This is a genomic window from Microbispora sp. NBC_01389 (assembly GCF_045040095.1).
Classification (GTDB): Bacteria; Actinomycetota; Actinomycetes; order Streptosporangiales; family Streptosporangiaceae; genus Microbispora.
This window is the reverse complement of the sequence record NZ_CP109552.1, coordinates 331759-347616: the sequence shown is the minus strand read 5'-3', so window position 1 is coordinate 347616 and position 15858 is coordinate 331759. Positions and strand designations below refer to the sequence as shown.

Below are 15858 nucleotides of genomic sequence, written 5' to 3'. Positions count from 1 at the left end.
CCGCCGGTCACATCGTGAGCTCGGGGAGCCTGGCGCGGCCGAGGTCCGTCAGCCGTTCGCCGAGTTGCCGCGTCGCCGCCGCGGGCGGCAGCGCGTCCAGGACTCCGCGGACGCGCTCGTGGCCGATCGCGTACCAGTGCTCCTCCAGCGCGTCGACGGCCCGCCTGAGGTGCTCGGCGGCCTGGTCGCTGTCGGCCGGGGCATGCGCGGCGGCGAGGTCGGCGAACAGCACCGAGCGCTGTTTGCCGCCGTTCGGGCCGAGATGGTCGAGCGCCGTGCGCAGCCGGCGGGCCGCCTCCTCGTGCTGGCCGGCGGTGAGCGCGCTGTATCCGGCGAAGCCGTCGAGCCGGGCGCGCTCGAAGAAGTCCAGCCAGGGAGGGTCTTCCCCCCTCGTGTCGACCATCTGGTCGGCCCGGTCGATGTGCCGCATGCACTCCTTGGGCTCGCCGCACCGGGCGGTGATCTCCGAGGCGACGCAGTGGAGCCACGCCCTGGTCAGCGGGCCGACGCCGTGCCAGGCGTGCGCGAACGCCGCGTCGAGTAACCCCAGCGCGTCGGAGCGGCGGCCGCCGAAGCCGGGGACGAAGGCCGCGTGGGCGAGCACGGCGGCGGCGAGCTGGTGGTCTCCGCACTCCCGCGTCGCCGAAAGGGCCAGCCGGAACAGCCGCGCGGCCGTGTGACATTCCTCCAGATCGAAGAAGGCCACCCTGCCGGACAGCAGGGCCGAGCGCGCGGCCGCCTCGGCGAGCGTCTGCCGCACCGCTCCCTCCGGAGCGGCGCGCAACAGGCTCGTGCCGAGCTGAGTGTGGGCCACCGACGCCTGGAAGATCTCCTCCGGGGGCGAGGTCCAGTAGAGCGCGGCCTGCCCGTCGACGACCCGGGCGAACGCCTCGGCCGACTCGGCGTCGACCCCGCGCCCGCGCTCCACCGCCGCCGCCGGGAGACGCTCGCCGCCCTCGCCGAGGAGCGGGGCGAGCACGCCCGCGCCGAAGAGGTTCCGCAGGAACGTGGAACGGTCGATGCCGTCTGCGGTGATCATGCTCAGCAGCCTCCCAATCTCGTCCACCACATCCGTCAACGGCCGCATGGCCATCTCGTCGGGGGTGAGCAGTCCCAGTTCGCTCGCGGACATGCCGAAAATCGTCACGAGATGCTTGCGGTAGCGCGGGTCCGGCCACCGGTCGCCCGTCTCCCAGCGGCGGACGGTGTTCGCCGTCAGGCCCGTGTCCTTCTCCCCGCACGACCGCATGGCCGCACGGATGCGTTCACACACTTCCTCGTAGGACCACCCGCGCTGCAGGCGTTCCCATGCGAGCCGGCGATTCGGCGGATGACGGTGGCTGGCCGGCATGTCGCACCCCTCCTCGCATGACCGCTTCGCGCGCGACCGCGTGCACGCTGCGTCGGCGTGACACGCTGACACTACGGGAGTTTCCGTGTTCGCGTGACTACTGGCTGTGATTGGACGTCCCCTGGCTGATACCGCCGCCGTCGCGGACGCGCTTGACTTGGCCCACTTCCGCGAGCAGCCGTTGGAGATGGGTGACATGACTACGTTGGAGGACATCGCGCAGGTCCACACCGGCTGGATCATCTGGCGGTCGGACGCCGGCCGCTGGTGGGCCACCAGGCGCGGGGCGGTCGGCCTGGAAGCCATCCGGAGGGGGTGTGCGATGACGCTCGACGCCGACGACCCCGAGGGCCTCGCCGCCGCCCTGACCGCCCAGGAGGAGGTGACCGCCGAAATCGTCGCAGACCTCGCCCCGATCGCCCCGATCGCCGCGGACTCCGCCCCCACGGCATGAGCGGGCCGAGAGGCGAGAGCAGAGGGCTTTGTTGACATCGGCAGTCGTAAGAGAGAGCATTGCTCTCGAAACGGAGCGATGTCTCAATCTCTGCCTGCCGATGGAGCCCCCCATGAACGCCGCCCTGCCTGCCCGTGCCCGGTTGACCGGGCTGTCCTTTCTCGTGGCCGGAATCCTGTTCCTCCTCTATCCGCTGGTCCGGCCGTACGGGGACGAGACGGCGCTGTCCGGGGCCGCGACGATGGCGTCGCCCGCCTGGGTTGCGGCGCACCTGTTCGGGATGCTCGGGTTCGTCCTGCTCGCGCTGGGGACTCTCGGCCTCTACCTGGTGCTCGACCGGCCCCTCGCCCTGCGGGCGGCGGTGGTGACCTGGATCGGGGCCGGCCTCACCCTGCCGTACTACGGCGCGGAGGACTTCGGGCTCAACGTCATCGGCGCGCGGGCGGTGCGGGACAACGACGTCTCGCTGCTGGCGCTGGTGGACGAGTTCCGCTTCGGCCCGGTGGCGATCACGATGTTCGCGGCCGGACTCGTGCTGCTCGGCACCGGCGCCGTCCTGGCCGCCGTCGCCGCCGGGCGGTCGGGGACCCTGCCCCGGTGGAGCGGCGCCCCGCTGGCCGCGGGGATGGCGCTGTTCATCCCCCAGTTCTTCGGTTCGCCGGCGGTGCGGGTCGCCCACGGCCTGCTGCTGGCGATCGGCGGCGCCTGGCTCGCGGTCGCCCTGTGGCGGGCGAGCCGATCATGATGGTCGCGATCCTTTCGTTCGGGACGCCGCGCCCGCGGGTCCCCTCCTTTGCCGCCGGCGGCGGCCCTGTAGCGTGGAGATCGTGTTCCTCCGGGTCGAGATCGACGGCCGCCCACCCACGGCCGAGGCGCTATGGCATCCCGCACTCGTCAACTACGGCCACTTCACCGCCCTGCAGGTCAGGAACGGCCGCACCCGGGGGCTCGGCCTGCACCTCGCCCGGCTCGACGCCGCCAACCGTGAGCTCTTCGGCGCCGGCCTCGACGGCGACCTGGTGCGCGAGCGCGTCCGGCACGCTCTGGCCGGCGACGCGCGCGACGCCTCGGTGCGGGTGATGGCCTACTGGCCGGATGACTGCGACGCGGTGCGCCTCCTCGTCGCGGTGCTGCCGCCCGCGCCCCCGCCGTCCGGGCGGCAGAGCCTGAAGCCGGTGCCGTACGAGCGGCCCGTCGCGCACGTCAAGCACGTCGGCGGGTTCGGCCAGATCTACCACCGGAAGGCCGCCGAGCGCGAGGGCTTCGACGACGTCCTGCTCACCGGTCCGGACGGCGCCGTCGCCGAGGGCGGCGTCACCAACATCGGGTGCTTCGACGGCTCGTCGGTCGTGTGGCCCGACGCGCCCAGCCTGGGCGGCGTCACCATGCGACTGCTGGAGGACCGCCTCCCGGCCGCCGGGATCGGCTCGCGGCGCGGGCCGGTGCGGCTGGCCGACCTGCCGTCGTACCGGTCGGTCTTCGTGGCCAACTCCCGCGGCGTCGCGCCCGTCGGGCGGGTCGGCGACGTCGCCCTCCCCGTGGACGACGACTTCGCCCGGACGCTGTCCGAGGTCTACGAGTCGGTTCCCTGGGACCCGATCTGAGGGCGGGCGGCCCCGGGGGCGAGCGGCCGTCGACACGTGCGGTTTCCTGGTAGTCCTTGGAGAAGGCGCCGGTGAAGGACCGGTCCCGGCCGCACGAGCGAAAGGTCACGGATGATCCCGCACCCCTACGTCCCCGCCCCCGCCCGGTACGACGACATGCGGTACCGGCGCAGCGGAAGGAGCGGCGTGCTGCTTCCCGAGATCTCCCTCGGCCTGTGGCACAACTTCGGCGACGGCCACGCGTTCGACGTGCAGCGCGCCGTCCTGCGCCGCGCCTTCGACCTCGGCGTCACCCACTTCGACCTGGCCAACAACTACGGCCCGCCGTACGGCTCGGCGGAGGAGAACTTCGGCCGCCACCTGCGGGCCGACTTCCGGCCCTTCCGCGACGAGCTGTTCGTCTCGACCAAGGCGGGCTACGACATGTGGCCGGGCCCGTACGGCGAGTGGGGGTCACGGAAGTATCTGCTGGCGAGCCTCGACCGGTCGCTGAGCCGGATGGGCCTCGACTACGTCGACGTGTTCTACTCCCACCGCCCCGACCCGGACACTCCGATCGAGGAGACGATGGGCGCCCTCGACACGGCGGTGCGCTCCGGCAAGGCGCTCTACGTGGGCATCTCGAACTACTCGGCGGAGGAGACCGAGCGGGCCGCCGCCGCGCTGCGCGACCTGGGCACCCCGCTCCTGATCCACCAGCCGCGTTACTCGATGCTCGACCGCTGGGTGGAGGACGGCCTGCTCGACGTCCTGGAGCGGTCCGGGGCGGGCTGCATCGCCTACTCGCCGCTGGCGCAGGGCCTGCTGACCGGGCGCTACCTCGACGGTGAGGTGCCGGCGGACTCACGGATGGCGATCGGCCACTTCCTCACGCGCGACCGGCTCACCCCCGGGCTGCTGGACACCCTGCGCGGCCTCGACAAGATCGCCCAGGCGCGCGGCCAGTCGCTCGCGCAGCTCGCGCTGTCGTGGATCCTGCGCGACCGGCGGGTCACGTCCGTCCTGGTCGGGGCCAGCTCGGTGGAGCAGTTCGAGCAGAACGCCGCCGCCCTGGCCGCGCCGCCGCTCACCCCGGAGGAGCTGGCCGACATCGAGAACCTGCTGCGCGCCGCCTGACCTAGTCGACCTCGGCGCTGCCGTTCACCCGGAGCTTGCGGCGGGCCCGGTCGTAGAAGGTCGTCGTCCCGAGCCGCACCACGCGGGCCGCGGCGCGCAGCGCCGTCACGGTGAGCCGGTCGCCCGGGCCCAGATGGCCGCCGATGGCGCCGTCGACCTCCATCGCGAGCTGTCCGCTCGTCGGGAGCACGTCGAGTGTCACCTCCTCGTCGGCGGACAGGACGAGCGCCCGGTTGAACGCCGAGTGCGCGGCGGCCGGGACGACGATGAAGCCCTCGACGGTGGGGGAGACGATCGGGCCGCCGGCCGAGAAGCTGTACGCCGTCGACCCGGTGGCGGTCGAGACGATCACCGCGTCGGCGGCGTACCGGACGAACGGCTCGCCGTACACCGAGACGGACACGGCCGCGAGCCCGTCGCCGGGGATGCGGACGAGCGCGATGTCGTTGAAGGCGGTCACCGTCCGGCCGTCGGGGCGGGTCGCCCGGACCGCCATGCGCGGTTCGACCGTGTACCGGTGCTCGTCGATCGCCGACAGCGCGGGCGCGAGGTCCGCGACGTCGATCTCGGCGAGGAAGCCGAGCCGGCCCAGGTTGACGCCGAGGACGGGCGTCGGCCGCCCGGCGATCAGGCGCATGGTGCGCAGCATCGTCCCGTCGCCGCCGAGGCTGACCAGCAGGTCGGCCTGCCGCACCAGCGTCTGGGCGTCCACCGAGACCGCGCTGCAGTCGATGCGCCCGACCTCGTCGGGCAGGCCCAGCACCGGGCAGCCCCGGTTGCGCGCCCACTCGACGATGGTGTCGATCGCCTCCTTCGAGTCGCGCTCGGGGTGCAGGACGAGACCGACGGTGCTGACCATGCCCATGTCCCTCACTGTACGGGGGCTTTGGGCACGCCCTACCGGCCGTCGTCCCGGGGCGCCTGGATGATGGGCAGGACGACCCGGAACCGGGTGTCCCCCGGCGCGGACTCCACCCGGATGTCCCCGTGGTGCTTGTTCACGACGATCCGATACGAGATGTCCAGGCCCAGGCCGGTGCCCTCGCCGACGGGCTTGGTGGTGAAGAACGGCTCGAAGATGCGGGGCCGGACCTCCGGCGGGATGCCGGGCCCGGTGTCGCCGATCTCCGCGATCAGGTGCCCGTCCTTCCGCCGGGTGCGGATGGTCAGCGTGCCCTCGCCGTTCATCGCGCCGAGCGCGTTGTCGATGAGGTTGGTCCACACCTGGTTCAGCTCCGCCGCGTACGCCGGGATCGGCGGCAGCGACCGGTCGTACTCCCTGACCGTGCGCACCCCCGGGGGGATCTTGCCGTGGAGCATGGTCAGCGTGGCGTCGAGCAGGTCGTGCACGTCGATCGTCTGGTACGGGGCCCGGTCGAGCTGGGAGTACTGCTTGGCCGCGCCGACCAGGCTGGAGATCCGGTTCACCGCGTCGTCGATCTCGCCCATCAGCAGCTCGGTGTCGATGGTGTAGGTGAGCCACCGCACCGCCGCCTCCCGGTTCTCCTCGCCCACCGCGCCGGCGATCTGGCCGAGCCAGTCCACGTCGACGCCCCCGGCCACCAGTGTGGCCGCGAGGTCCCAGCCGCCGACGATGTCGTGGTCGTCCAGCCAGTCGGCGATGGCGTCCTCGGCGTCGGACCGTGCCAGCGGGGACAGCTCGGGGGCGGACGCGGCGCGCTTGACCGCGTCATCCTGGAGCTCCACCAGATCGTGCAGCTGGCTGCCGTCGAGCCGCCCGTCGGCGATCATGGCGAGCTTCTGCCGCATGCCCGCCACCCGCCCGCGCAGCGCGGACGTGGCCCGCACGGCGGCGGCCGCCGGGTTGTTCAGCTCGTGCGTCAGCCCGGCCGACAGCGAGCCGAGCGCGAGCAGCCGCTCCCGCTCGCCCACGACCGTCTGGGTGGCGCGCATGCCGATGAAGAGCCCTTCCAGCAGGTGCATCGCCATCGGGAACCACTCGCGCACGCACTCGGCGATCACCTCGGCCGGCAGCACGAAGAACTCGGCATCGGTGACCGCGCGCAGCGAGTTCAGGTAGAGCTGGTGCTGCTCGCCGCTGATGTACGCCTGGGTGGCGCCGCCGTACACGCCGCGCTGGGAGGTGCGGCTCACCTCGACCTCGTCGCCCTGCACCCGCCTGCTCATCGCGACCGTGCCGCTGAGCAGTACGAAGAAGCAGGTGGCGGGCTCGCCCTCGCCGTAGACGAGAGTGCCGGCGGCGCGCGTCTCCACCCGGCCCGCCGCCGACAGGGCGGAGAGCTGGCCGTCGTCCAGCGACTCGAAGAGGAACAGCGTGCGCAGCTCGTGCGGCGGCAGCGTCCCTGTCTTCGGCGTCCCTGTCTTCGGCGTCTCTGTCATCGGCCCTCCAGGTAGCGGTGGACGAGCGAGACCGCCATCGCGCCCTCGCCCACGGCCGAGGCGACGCGCTTGACCGAGCCCGCCCGCACGTCGCCGGCGACGAAGACGCCCGGCATGCTCGACTCCAGGTGATAGGGGTCTCTGGACGGCGCCCACCCGGCCGGGCGGAGTCCGTCGGCGAGCAGGTCGGAGCCGGTCAGCACAAATCCGTTGCCGTCGCGGGCCACCAGGTCGCCGAGCCAGTCGGTGCGCGGCTCCGCGCCGATGAAGACGAAGAGCCACGACGTCGGCACCGCGGCGACCCGCCCGGACCTCCGGTCGCACAGGGTCAGCCGCTCCAGGTGGTCGCGTCCCTCGCCCCCCACGACCTCGGTGTTCGGGTGGACCTCGATGTTCGCGATCCCCTCGATCTGGTCGATCAGGTAGCGCGACATCGACCGGGTGAGGTCGTCGCCCCGGATGAGGATGTGCACCTTCCGGGCGAAGTGGGAGAAGTACACCGCCCCCTGCCCCGCGGAGTTGGCTCCGCCGACGATGTAGATCTCCTCGCCCGAGCAGTTCGGGGCCTCGATGGCGGCCGAGCCGTAGAAGACGCCGCGGCCGGTCAGGTCGGCGAGGCCGGGGGCGTCCAGGAGGCGGTACGACACGCCCGTGGCCAGCACCACCGTGTGCGCCGCGACGGCCGTGTCGTCGGAGAACCGGAGCAGGGTGACCGGGTCCTGCCGTTCGAGGCCGACGACCTCGCGGGTGGTGAGCATCTCGGCGTTGAACTTCTGGGCCTGCCTGCGGGCGCGGTCGGTGAGCTGGGCGCCCGAGACGCCGTCGGGGAAGCCCAGGTAGTTCTCGATCCGGCTGCTCTGCCCCGCCTGGCCGCCGGTCGCCCGCTGCTCCACCAGGAGGGTCCGCAGGCCCTCGGACGCGCCGTACACGGCCGCGCCGAGCCCGGCCGGGCCCCCGCCGATCACGGCGAGGTCGTAGAGGTCGGAGGCGGGGGTGGTGGCCATGCCGACGTGCGCGGCGAGGTCGGTCTCCGTGGGCCGGGCCAGGGCCTTGCCGTCCGTGGTGATCACGACCGGCACGTCCGCCTCGCCGAGCCCGGCCGCGGCGAGCAGCCGCGCGCCCTCGGCCTCGTCCGCCCGCAGCCAGCGGTACGGCACGAGGTTGCGGGCCAGGAAGTCGCGCACCGCGAACGACCGCGCCGACCAGCGGTGCCCGACGACCTTGGTCTCCGGCATCGTCACGGCGGGGGTGGTGAGCCACGCGTCCAGCAGCGCGTCCAGCACCGGGTAGAGCTTCTCCTCCGGCGGGTTCCACGGCTTGAGCAGGTAGTGGTCGAGATCCACGATGTTGATCGCGTTGATGGCCGCGTCCGTGTCGGCGTACGCGGTGAGCAGCACGCGCCGGGCCAGCGGGAAGACGTCCATGGCGGCTTCGAGGAACTCGATGCCGTTCATCCCCGGCATCCGGTAGTCGGCCAGGAGTACGGCGACCTGCTCGCCGCGCAGCTTGATCTCGCGCAGCGCGTCCAGCGCGGTGGACCCGGACTCCGCCCGGATCACGCGGTAGCGGTCGCCGTACCGGCGGCGTAGGTCGCGTGCCACCGAACGCGAGACAGAGGGATCGTCGTCGACGGTGAGGATCGCGGCGTTCTGCACCTCTCCACGGTACTTGGCGATGGACGAAATCCGGTTCGTCCCCGGGGGGCCATAGGTCCCATGCCACGGGGACGTTCGCCGCTCGCCCCGCTGGTGGGTATGACGAAGTCTGAAAAGGGACGGGAAGGAAGAAATCATGCCCATGACCGTCCGGGACGTCATGAACAGGTTCGTGGTCGCGGTCGAGGCGGAGGCCTCGTTCGGCGAGGTGGTGACCGCGATGTGCCGGTTCCACGTCGGAGCGGTTCCCGTCGTGGACGGCGATCGGCGGGTGCTGGGCATGGTCAGCGAGGACGACCTGCTGCTCAAGGACATGGACCGGCGGATGGGCGACCTGCTCTTCGAGGGGCCCTCGCGCCACCGGGAGCGGAGGAAGGCGGCCGGCCGGCGGGTCCGCGATCTCATGAGCACTCCCGCGATCACGGTCACCGAGGACACCCCGGTGCGGCAGGCGGCCTGGCTCATGCACCGCAACCGGATCAAGGACCTCCCGGTGGTGGACGCGGCCACCGGGCGCATCACCGGGCTGGTCCGCAAGTCCGACCTGATCAGGGTGTTCTGCCGCTCCGCGCAGGACATCCGCGACGACGTCCTCGACGTGATCGGGCCCTGCTCGGGGCGGTGCTCGCTGCGGGTCGAGGACGGGATCGTCTACCTCGACGGCACCGTCGAGCGGCGTTCCCAGCTGAGGGCGCTGCTGGAGGCCGTCTGGCGGGTGGACGGCGTGGTGGACGTCGACTCCGACATCTCGTACGAGGTCGACGACCTCGGCCGGGTGACCCCGCCCGTCACCCGCCCATGAGCAGGACGGCCGCCCCCTCCACGCGGTCGGCGGCGAGGTCGGCCAGCGCCCGGTCGGCGGCCGGGAAGGGGTAGGGCGTGGTCGTGACCCGGGGGTGGTGGAGGGACGCCAGCCGGAGGAACTCCCGGCCGTCGTCGCGGGTGTTGGCCGTGACGCTGCGCAACGTGCGCTCCTGGAACAGATGGCGCTGGTAGTTCAGCACCGGGATGTCGGTCAGGTGGATCCCGGCGACCGCGAGCGTCCCGCCCCGGTCGAGCGCGGCGAGGGCGACCGGCACGAGGTCGCCCACCGGGGCGAACAGGATGGCCGCGTCCAGGGGCTCCGGCGGCGGGTCGGCGCTGCCCGCGGCGGAGGCCGCGCCCAGCCGGAGCGCGAGGTCCCGGGCCGCCGCCGACCTCGTCATCACGTGTACGGTCGCGCCCTCGGCGATCGCGATCTGCGCGGTCAGGTGCGCCGAGGCGCCGAAGCCGTAGATCCCGAGCCGGCCGCCCGGCGGCAGATCGGCGCGGACCAGCGCCCGGTATCCGATGATCCCCGCGCACAGCAGCGGCGCGAGCGTCTCGGCCGGGGCGTCCTCCGGCAACGGGTAGACGTACGCGGCGGGGGCGGTCAGCAGCTCGGCGTAGCCGCCGTCGGCGTCCCAGCCCGTGTAGGCCGACGCGGGACACAGGTTCTCCGCGCCCCGCAGGCAGTAGCGGCACCGGCCGCAGGTCGAGCGCAGCCACGCCACGCCCACCCGCGAACCGGGCGGCGGCCCCGCCGTGTCCGGGCCGAGGGCCGCCACCCGCCCCACCACCTCGTGCCCGGGGACCGTACGCGAGCGTCTCGGGGGGAGATCGCCCTCGGCGAGGTGCAGGTCGGTGCGGCAGACGGCGCACACCTCGACGCGGATCAGCAGTTCCCCCGGTCCGGGCACGGGGTCCGGCAGTTCGGCCCGCTCCAGGGGCCGCGACGCGACCGGCCCCGGCCGGGCCACCACCCAGGCGTCCACGGCTAGCCGTGCCGGATGCGCCGGCCGCTGATCTCGACCGGCTCGATCCGGATGTAGAGGGGGCGCTCGCCGCCCGCCCACGTCTCGACCTCCTTGTGCACGTCGCCGGTCACGTGGTGGGCCCCGCCGCGGATGAGCACGCTCCAGCCCTCCCGCGTCCTGTCGTCGATGTGGTCGACCTCGAAGGCGACCATGAAGTCGGCCCCGTTGACGCCCGTGCGCAGGTCGGCGTCCATCGGGCCGCCGAACGCCGTGCGGAACAGCACCGCGCCCTGCTCCACCGTGTAGTTGACCGGCAGGATCACCGGGCCGCCGGGGTGGGTGAAGGCGATCCTGCCCACGCCGCCGGGGGAGATCAGCCGCAGGCAGTCGTCGCGGTCCAGCTTCTCCAGATGCGGCAGGCCGGCGGGTGCGGTGTTCTCACTCATGCGTTCCTCTTCTTCACAGTCGATTCTTCACAGCCGGGTCGTACGGCCTCGTTCGGCGCGCGGCCGGCACCAGACCAGCATCGCGTCCCAGGCGCCGGCGGCGGCACCGCCGTCCGTCACGTTCCGGGGGACGAAAGGCCCTTGGCCGCGTCTCCTCCCTTGGCCGTCGTTTGCCGTAATCCCTCCTTTAGTCGCATGCCCCAGATGGGCACCACCGTCACGTGGCTCCCGCCGGGGAGTGCCACGGGGAGGGACCCCTCGTCATCACCACCACAGAAGGGACACTGTGATGAGACCGGACGGACCGCCACACGCCGATCGACGGGCGAGGCCCTGATGGAGGTGCTGAGCGGCCGGATGCTCCTGCGCTCCGCCGACCGGGCCGCGAGCCGCCGCTTCTACCGGGACGTCCTGGGCCTGGCGGTGAGCCGGGAGTTCGGGCCGGCCGAGGACCCCGGGGTGGTCTACTTCCTCGGGGCCGGATTCCTGGAGATCTCCTCGCACGGCGGCGGCGCGCGGGAGAGCCCGGCGCTCTGGCTGCAGGTCCGCGACGTCCGGCGGGAGCACGACCGGCTGGCCGCCGCGGGGGTGCGGGTGTCGCACCCGCCGCGGCTGGAACCCTGGGGGCTGGTGGAGATGTGGATCGAGGATCCCGACGGCCTGCCGATCGTGCTCGTCGAGATCCCCGAGGGTCATCCGCTGCGGCGCGATCCCCGGTCCTTCACCCCGCATCCCACCTGACCAGGATGAGTGTGATCGGGTCGCACCTCGCCGTAGGCTTCTCCTGGGAGACGGTAGCCTTAATTTCCTACCGGATTCGTGGGAGACCTACCGGATTCGTGGGAGAATCGGGCGATGAGTACCTGGCCATGTGAGACGCCGACCACCGCCGCCGTCATGGCCGCGCGCTGGGTGAGGTCGGCGGCCGTCGACGACGCCCTCGGACGGCACTGGCTGGCCAATCCCGATCCCCGGGGCCGGTCGGCCGGCGCGGGGAGCACCTCCTCCCTGTACGCGGGGGCGGCCGGCGTCGTGCTGTTCTTCCTGGAGGCCGCCGCCGCCACCGGTGACCGGACGTACCTGGACGACGCGCTCGCGGGGGCGCGGCGGCTCGCCGCGACGTGGCGGGAGCAGCGCGACCCGACCTTCTACCACGGCCGGGCGGGGATGCTCTTCGCGATGGCCGAGACCGGCTGGGCGACCGGCGACGAGGAGGTCCACGAGGCGGCCCGCGCCGCCGCCGACGGCCTGGTGCGCGACGTCCGCCGGTTCGACGACGGCGCCGGCTGGACCGGGGACCCGGCGCTGCGCGGCGACGGGGGGATCGTGCTCGCGCTGCTGCACGCCTCGGGCCTCCTCGGGGTGTCGGCGTACGAGGAGGTGGCCGTCGAGGCGGGCGGGCGCGTCGCGGCCCTGGCAGTGCCCGGTCACCGCTTCGGCGGGAAAGCCTGCCCCGACCTGCCCGTGGACGCCGTCACGCCGGGGTTCCTGTCGGGGACGGCGGGCGCCGCGTTCCTGCTCGCCCGGCTGCACGGCGTGACCCGCGACGCGCGGTTCCTCGCGGCGGCCCGCCGGGGGGCCGACTTCGTCCGCACGGTCAGCGTGGTCACCGACAGGTGCGCCCGCATCCCGCATCACCTGCCGCAGGGGCGCCGCCTCCACTACCTCGGCTTCTGCTCCGGCGCGGCCGGGGTGGCCCGGATGTTCCACGAGCTGCACCGCGTCACCGGCGACCCCGGCGACCTGGACTGGGTGGAGCGTCTCGCCCACGGGATCGTGCAGAGCGGGCTGCCGGAGCGCACCCCGCCGGGTCACTGGGACGTGGCCTGCCTGTGCTGCGGCACGGCCGGGCTGCTGGAACTGTTCACGGGCCTGTACGCCGCCACCGGGCGGGAGCCGTACCTCGCCTTCGCCCGCACCCTCGCCGCCGACCTCATCGGCCGCGCGGCCGGGGACGAGGAGGACGGGTTCCGCTGGTACCAGGCGTACCGTCGGCTGCGTCCGGAGGAGTTCACCGCCGACACCGGCTACATGGTCGGCGCCGCGGGGATCGGGACCGCGCTGCTGCACCTCGCCGCCACCGAGGACGCCGCCCGGGACGCGGCGGGAGGTTCCGCAGGGGGTGGCCCGCGCCGCCTGATCCTCCTGCCGGACAACCCGTTCCCGGCGATCCCGGTGCCCGCCGCCGTCCTGCGCGAGGGCGACGCCTGAGCTGATCTCAGGGCCGTCGCCGGAACGGGGCGAGCGTGGCGCGCACGAGATCGGCGGCGCCCCAGTCGGGATCGAACTGGGCGATCACGGCCAGGTGCTGGCGCAGCTGGATGATCGGCATGCGTTCGCGCCAGTCGCGGTCGAGCCCGGTCAGCTCGGCGTACAGCTCGAAGAACACGTGCGCCTCGGGCGGCGGCGCCGTCGTCCACAGATGGGCCAGGTCGACCTCGGCCCACGTGTACGACACGGCCGGGTCGATCAGCGCGGGCCGCCCGCCGGGGGTGGCCATGACGTTCAGCGCCCACAGGTCGCCGTGCGTCAGGCACGCGGGCCTGACCGGCAGCAGCTCGGGCAGCCGGTCGCACAGCCGCTCCAGCGCCGCTCGGTCCGCGGCGTCGAGCGCCTCCCGGACGCGACGCTCGCCGAGCCAGCGCAGCAGCCGGTGCCGGGCGAAGAACGCGTACCCGTCGTCATCCCAGGTGTTGACCTGCCGGCGACGGCCCAGCCAGTTGTCCCGATGCCACCCGAATCGGGGGTGCCGCGTGGTGGTGTGCAGGTGGGCGAGCGCGTGCGCGAGCTGCTCCCAGAAGGCCTCGGCGTCCGGCCGGGGGTGCAGCGCGGACAGTACGAGCAGGTCGCGGTCCGCGAGGATGATCTCGGGCGTGGCGACGCCGCCCGTCTCGCGGAGCACGGTGAGTCCTTCGGCCTCCGCGGCGAAGGCGTCGTTCGTCAAGGCGTCCGACGGCGGCTCGCCGAACGCCTTGACGAACACCGGCGTGCCGTCACCGCGGCGCGCGAGCCCCGCGATCGCGGCGAGGCCTCCGGTGGCCGGCTCGACCGCGACGACGTCGGTCAGACCGGCCGCGTGCAGGCGTTCGAGCAGGAAGGACGTCGCGTCTGTCACGGGTGTGCTCCTGTCTGCTGGCCGCAGGTGAAATTTTCACCTTGCGGTTCGCGTCCACGCAGGTCGGCGGAGCGGCGCCTCCGTCACCCTTTGACTTAACCGGTCGAGTTCACGACGCTTCGCTGCGGTTTTCTCACTCCGCGCGCCGGAGGGGCGCGCCGCCGGCCTGGACCCGTTCGACGGGTGGGGAGGCACGACCGGCGACGCGAGCGCCCCGACGGCGGAGCGGGCGACACGGAAGGACGGACCATGCGACGCAGAGGCGTCATCCTCACCGTTCTCGGCCTGGTGGCCGCGGGCGGGCTCGCCTTGGGACACACGACGGCGGCCGAGGCCGCCGTGGCGTGCAAGGTGACCTACACAGCCAGCGAGTGGCAGGGCGGCATGTCCGCCAATCTCAGCATCCAGAACCTGGGTGATCCGGTTAACAACTGGACGCTCACGTTCACGTTCCCGAACAGCGGCCAGAAGGTCACGCAGGGCTGGTCGGCGACCTGGAGCCAGTCGGGCAGTGCCGTGAGCGCGGCCGCGCTGGACTGGAACAAATCCTTGGCCGCCGGCGCGTCGACGAGCATCGGCTTCAACGGCACCTGGTCCGGGAGCAACCCGGCGCCGTCCGACTTCAAGCTGAACGGCGTCTCCTGCAACGGCACCCCGCAGTCTCCCTCGGCGTCGCCCTCGGCATCCCCGTCGGCCTCGCCCACGCGGTCGCCCAGCCCTTCGCCGAGCGCATCTCCCTCGCCCAGCCCGTCACCCAGCCCGTCACCCAGCCCGTCACCCTCTGCCAGCCCCTCGGCGTCGCCGAGCCCGCAGACGGGCGCGGCGCCGAAGCTGAAGGTGTCGGGCAACAAGATCGTAAACGCCTCGACCGGCGCGGCGTACCGGCTGCTGGGGGTCAACCGCTCGGGCGGCGAGTTCATGTGCGTCCAGGGGCGCGGCTTCTGGGACGGCCCGGTCGACAACGCGGCGATCGACGTGATGAAGACCTGGAAGGTCAGGGCCGTCCGCATCCCGCTGAACGAGGAGTGCTGGCTCGGCCTGAGCAACATCCAGGCGTCGTACGGCGGCGCCGCCTACCAGAACGAGGTCAAGTCGTACGTCGACCGTCTGGTCGCCAAGGGCATCACCCCGATCGTCGAGATGCACTGGAACTACGGCCAGTACACCGGCAACTCCTCCGGCTGCTCCGACGTGCACGCCTCCTGCCAGAAGCCGATGCCGGACGCGCAGTACGCGCCGCAGTTCTGGACCGGCGTCGCCAATGCCTTCAAGGGCCGGGACGAGGTCGTGTTCGACCTGTTCAACGAGCCCTACCCGGAGCGGGCGACCGGCGGCGCGACGTCGGGGTGGACCTGCTGGCGGGACGGCGGCACCTGCCCCGGCATCCCCTACCAGGTGGCGGGGTTCCAGTCGCTGGTGAACACCGTCCGGGCCACCGGCGCGACGAACATCATCCTGCTGGGCGGCCTGGCCTACTCCAACGACCTGACGCAGTGGCTGCAGTACAAGCCCACGGACTCACGGGGCAACCTGGCCGCCGCGTGGCACGTGTACAACTTCAACACCTGCGTCAGCGCCTCGTGCTGGGACAGCCAGCTCGCGCCGGTGGCCGCCCAGGTTCCGCTGGTCGCGGGGGAGATCGGGGAGAACACGTGCTCCCACGGGTTCATCGACCAGGTCATGAACTGGTTCGACGCCAAGGGGCTGTCCTACCTCGGCTGGACCTGGAACACCTGGGACTGCTCCACCGGGCCGTCCCTGATCAGTGACTACAACGGGACCCCGACCGGTTTCGGGGCGGGACTGCGAGCGCGCCTGCTGTCGTCCTGATCTTCTCTCGTGCTTCGCGTGCCCTCCTCCCCATCCGGCCCCCGGGGAGGAGGGCACGTCCACGTCTGACTTTGCCACGCGATGGGGTGTTCGTCCAGAAAGTAAAACTTTCGTCCTCAATGTCGAGATTTGGGGTCTTCCTGGTTTAGTG

The 15858-nt window shown here is 72.6% G+C and carries 15 protein-coding genes; 8 read left to right on the top strand and 7 right to left on the bottom strand.

Annotation, left to right across the window (positions count from 1 at the left end):
• Nucleotides 1-7: 7 nt before the first annotated feature.
• Nucleotides 8-1351, bottom strand: coding sequence for a multiprotein-bridging factor 1 family protein (locus tag OG344_RS01645; RefSeq protein ID WP_405086657.1), 1344 nt, complete (start codon nucleotides 1349-1351; stop codon nucleotides 8-10).
• A 196-nt stretch (nucleotides 1352-1547) separates the two neighbouring features.
• On the opposite strand from OG344_RS01645, the gene OG344_RS01640 reads away from it, so the two are divergent.
• The 4 genes from OG344_RS01640 (at nucleotide 1548) to mgrA (ending at nucleotide 4525) form a co-directional block, all read left to right on the top strand.
• Nucleotides 1548-1805 carry a hypothetical protein gene (locus tag OG344_RS01640; RefSeq protein WP_405086656.1) on the top strand — a complete coding sequence of 86 codons (258 nt, stop codon included), beginning with the start codon at nucleotides 1548-1550 and terminating at the stop codon, nucleotides 1803-1805.
• 112 nt (nucleotides 1806-1917) lie between these two features.
• Nucleotides 1918-2550: a hypothetical protein gene (locus tag OG344_RS01635; RefSeq protein ID WP_405086655.1), complete on the top strand. Its 633-nt coding sequence runs from the start codon at nucleotides 1918-1920 to the stop codon at nucleotides 2548-2550.
• A gap of 82 nt (nucleotides 2551-2632) precedes the next feature.
• A complete protein-coding gene (locus tag OG344_RS01630; protein ID WP_405086654.1) occupies nucleotides 2633-3409 on the top strand; it encodes an aminotransferase class IV in 777 nt (258 codons plus the stop codon).
• A 111-nt stretch (nucleotides 3410-3520) separates the two neighbouring features.
• The gene (gene mgrA / locus OG344_RS01625) at nucleotides 3521-4525 is read left to right on the top strand and encodes an L-glyceraldehyde 3-phosphate reductase (RefSeq protein ID WP_405086653.1); all 1005 of its coding nucleotides are present in this window, start codon (nucleotides 3521-3523) and stop codon (nucleotides 4523-4525) included.
• Between the two features lies 1 nt (nucleotide 4526).
• Here mgrA and OG344_RS01620 read toward each other — a convergent pair whose 3' ends face one another.
• From OG344_RS01620 to OG344_RS01610, 3 genes are read right to left on the bottom strand one after another with little or no spacing between them, the layout of a single operon-like run.
• The gene (locus OG344_RS01620; protein WP_405086652.1) at nucleotides 4527-5390 is read right to left on the bottom strand and encodes an NAD(+)/NADH kinase; all 864 of its coding nucleotides are present in this window, start codon (nucleotides 5388-5390) and stop codon (nucleotides 4527-4529) included.
• A gap of 32 nt (nucleotides 5391-5422) precedes the next feature.
• A complete protein-coding gene (locus OG344_RS01615; protein ID WP_405086651.1) occupies nucleotides 5423-6886 on the bottom strand; it encodes an ATP-binding protein in 1464 nt (487 codons plus the stop codon).
• Nucleotides 6883-8541, bottom strand: coding sequence for an FAD-dependent oxidoreductase (locus OG344_RS01610; protein ID WP_405086650.1), 1659 nt, complete (start codon nucleotides 8539-8541; stop codon nucleotides 6883-6885). The genes OG344_RS01615 and OG344_RS01610 overlap by 4 nt, the downstream gene beginning before the upstream one ends.
• 136 nt (nucleotides 8542-8677) lie before the next feature.
• Between OG344_RS01610 and OG344_RS01605 the strand changes: the two genes are divergently transcribed.
• Nucleotides 8678-9343 carry a CBS domain-containing protein gene (locus tag OG344_RS01605; RefSeq protein WP_327047465.1) on the top strand — a complete coding sequence of 222 codons (666 nt, stop codon included), beginning with the start codon at nucleotides 8678-8680 and terminating at the stop codon, nucleotides 9341-9343.
• On the opposite strand, the gene OG344_RS01600 is transcribed toward OG344_RS01605, so the two are convergent.
• On the bottom strand, nucleotides 9330-10334 hold the full coding sequence (locus tag OG344_RS01600; RefSeq protein WP_405086649.1) for a zinc-dependent alcohol dehydrogenase family protein: 1005 nt from the start codon (nucleotides 10332-10334) through the stop codon (nucleotides 9330-9332). The genes OG344_RS01605 and OG344_RS01600 overlap by 14 nt on opposite strands.
• A gap of 2 nt (nucleotides 10335-10336) precedes the next feature.
• On the bottom strand, nucleotides 10337-10762 hold the full coding sequence (locus tag OG344_RS01595) for a pyridoxamine 5'-phosphate oxidase family protein (protein WP_405086648.1): 426 nt from the start codon (nucleotides 10760-10762) through the stop codon (nucleotides 10337-10339).
• Between the two features lie 336 nt (nucleotides 10763-11098).
• On the opposite strand from OG344_RS01595, the gene OG344_RS01590 reads away from it, so the two are divergent.
• On the top strand, nucleotides 11099-11503 hold the full coding sequence (locus tag OG344_RS01590; protein ID WP_405086647.1) for a VOC family protein: 405 nt from the start codon (nucleotides 11099-11101) through the stop codon (nucleotides 11501-11503).
• Nucleotides 11504-11617: 114 nt separating this feature from the next.
• A complete protein-coding gene (locus OG344_RS01585) occupies nucleotides 11618-12973 on the top strand; it encodes a lanthionine synthetase LanC family protein (protein WP_405086646.1) in 1356 nt (451 codons plus the stop codon).
• A 7-nt stretch (nucleotides 12974-12980) separates the two neighbouring features.
• Here the strand turns inward: OG344_RS01585 and OG344_RS01580 are convergent, their stop codons facing one another.
• Nucleotides 12981-13877: a fructosamine kinase family protein gene (locus OG344_RS01580; protein WP_405086645.1), complete on the bottom strand. Its 897-nt coding sequence runs from the start codon at nucleotides 13875-13877 to the stop codon at nucleotides 12981-12983.
• Nucleotides 13878-14126: 249 nt separating this feature from the next.
• On the opposite strand from OG344_RS01580, the gene OG344_RS01575 reads away from it, so the two are divergent.
• Entirely contained in the window at nucleotides 14127-15707 is a 1581-nt protein-coding gene (locus OG344_RS01575) for a cellulose binding domain-containing protein (RefSeq protein ID WP_405086644.1), read from the top strand.
• Nucleotides 15708-15858 lie beyond the last annotated feature (151 nt).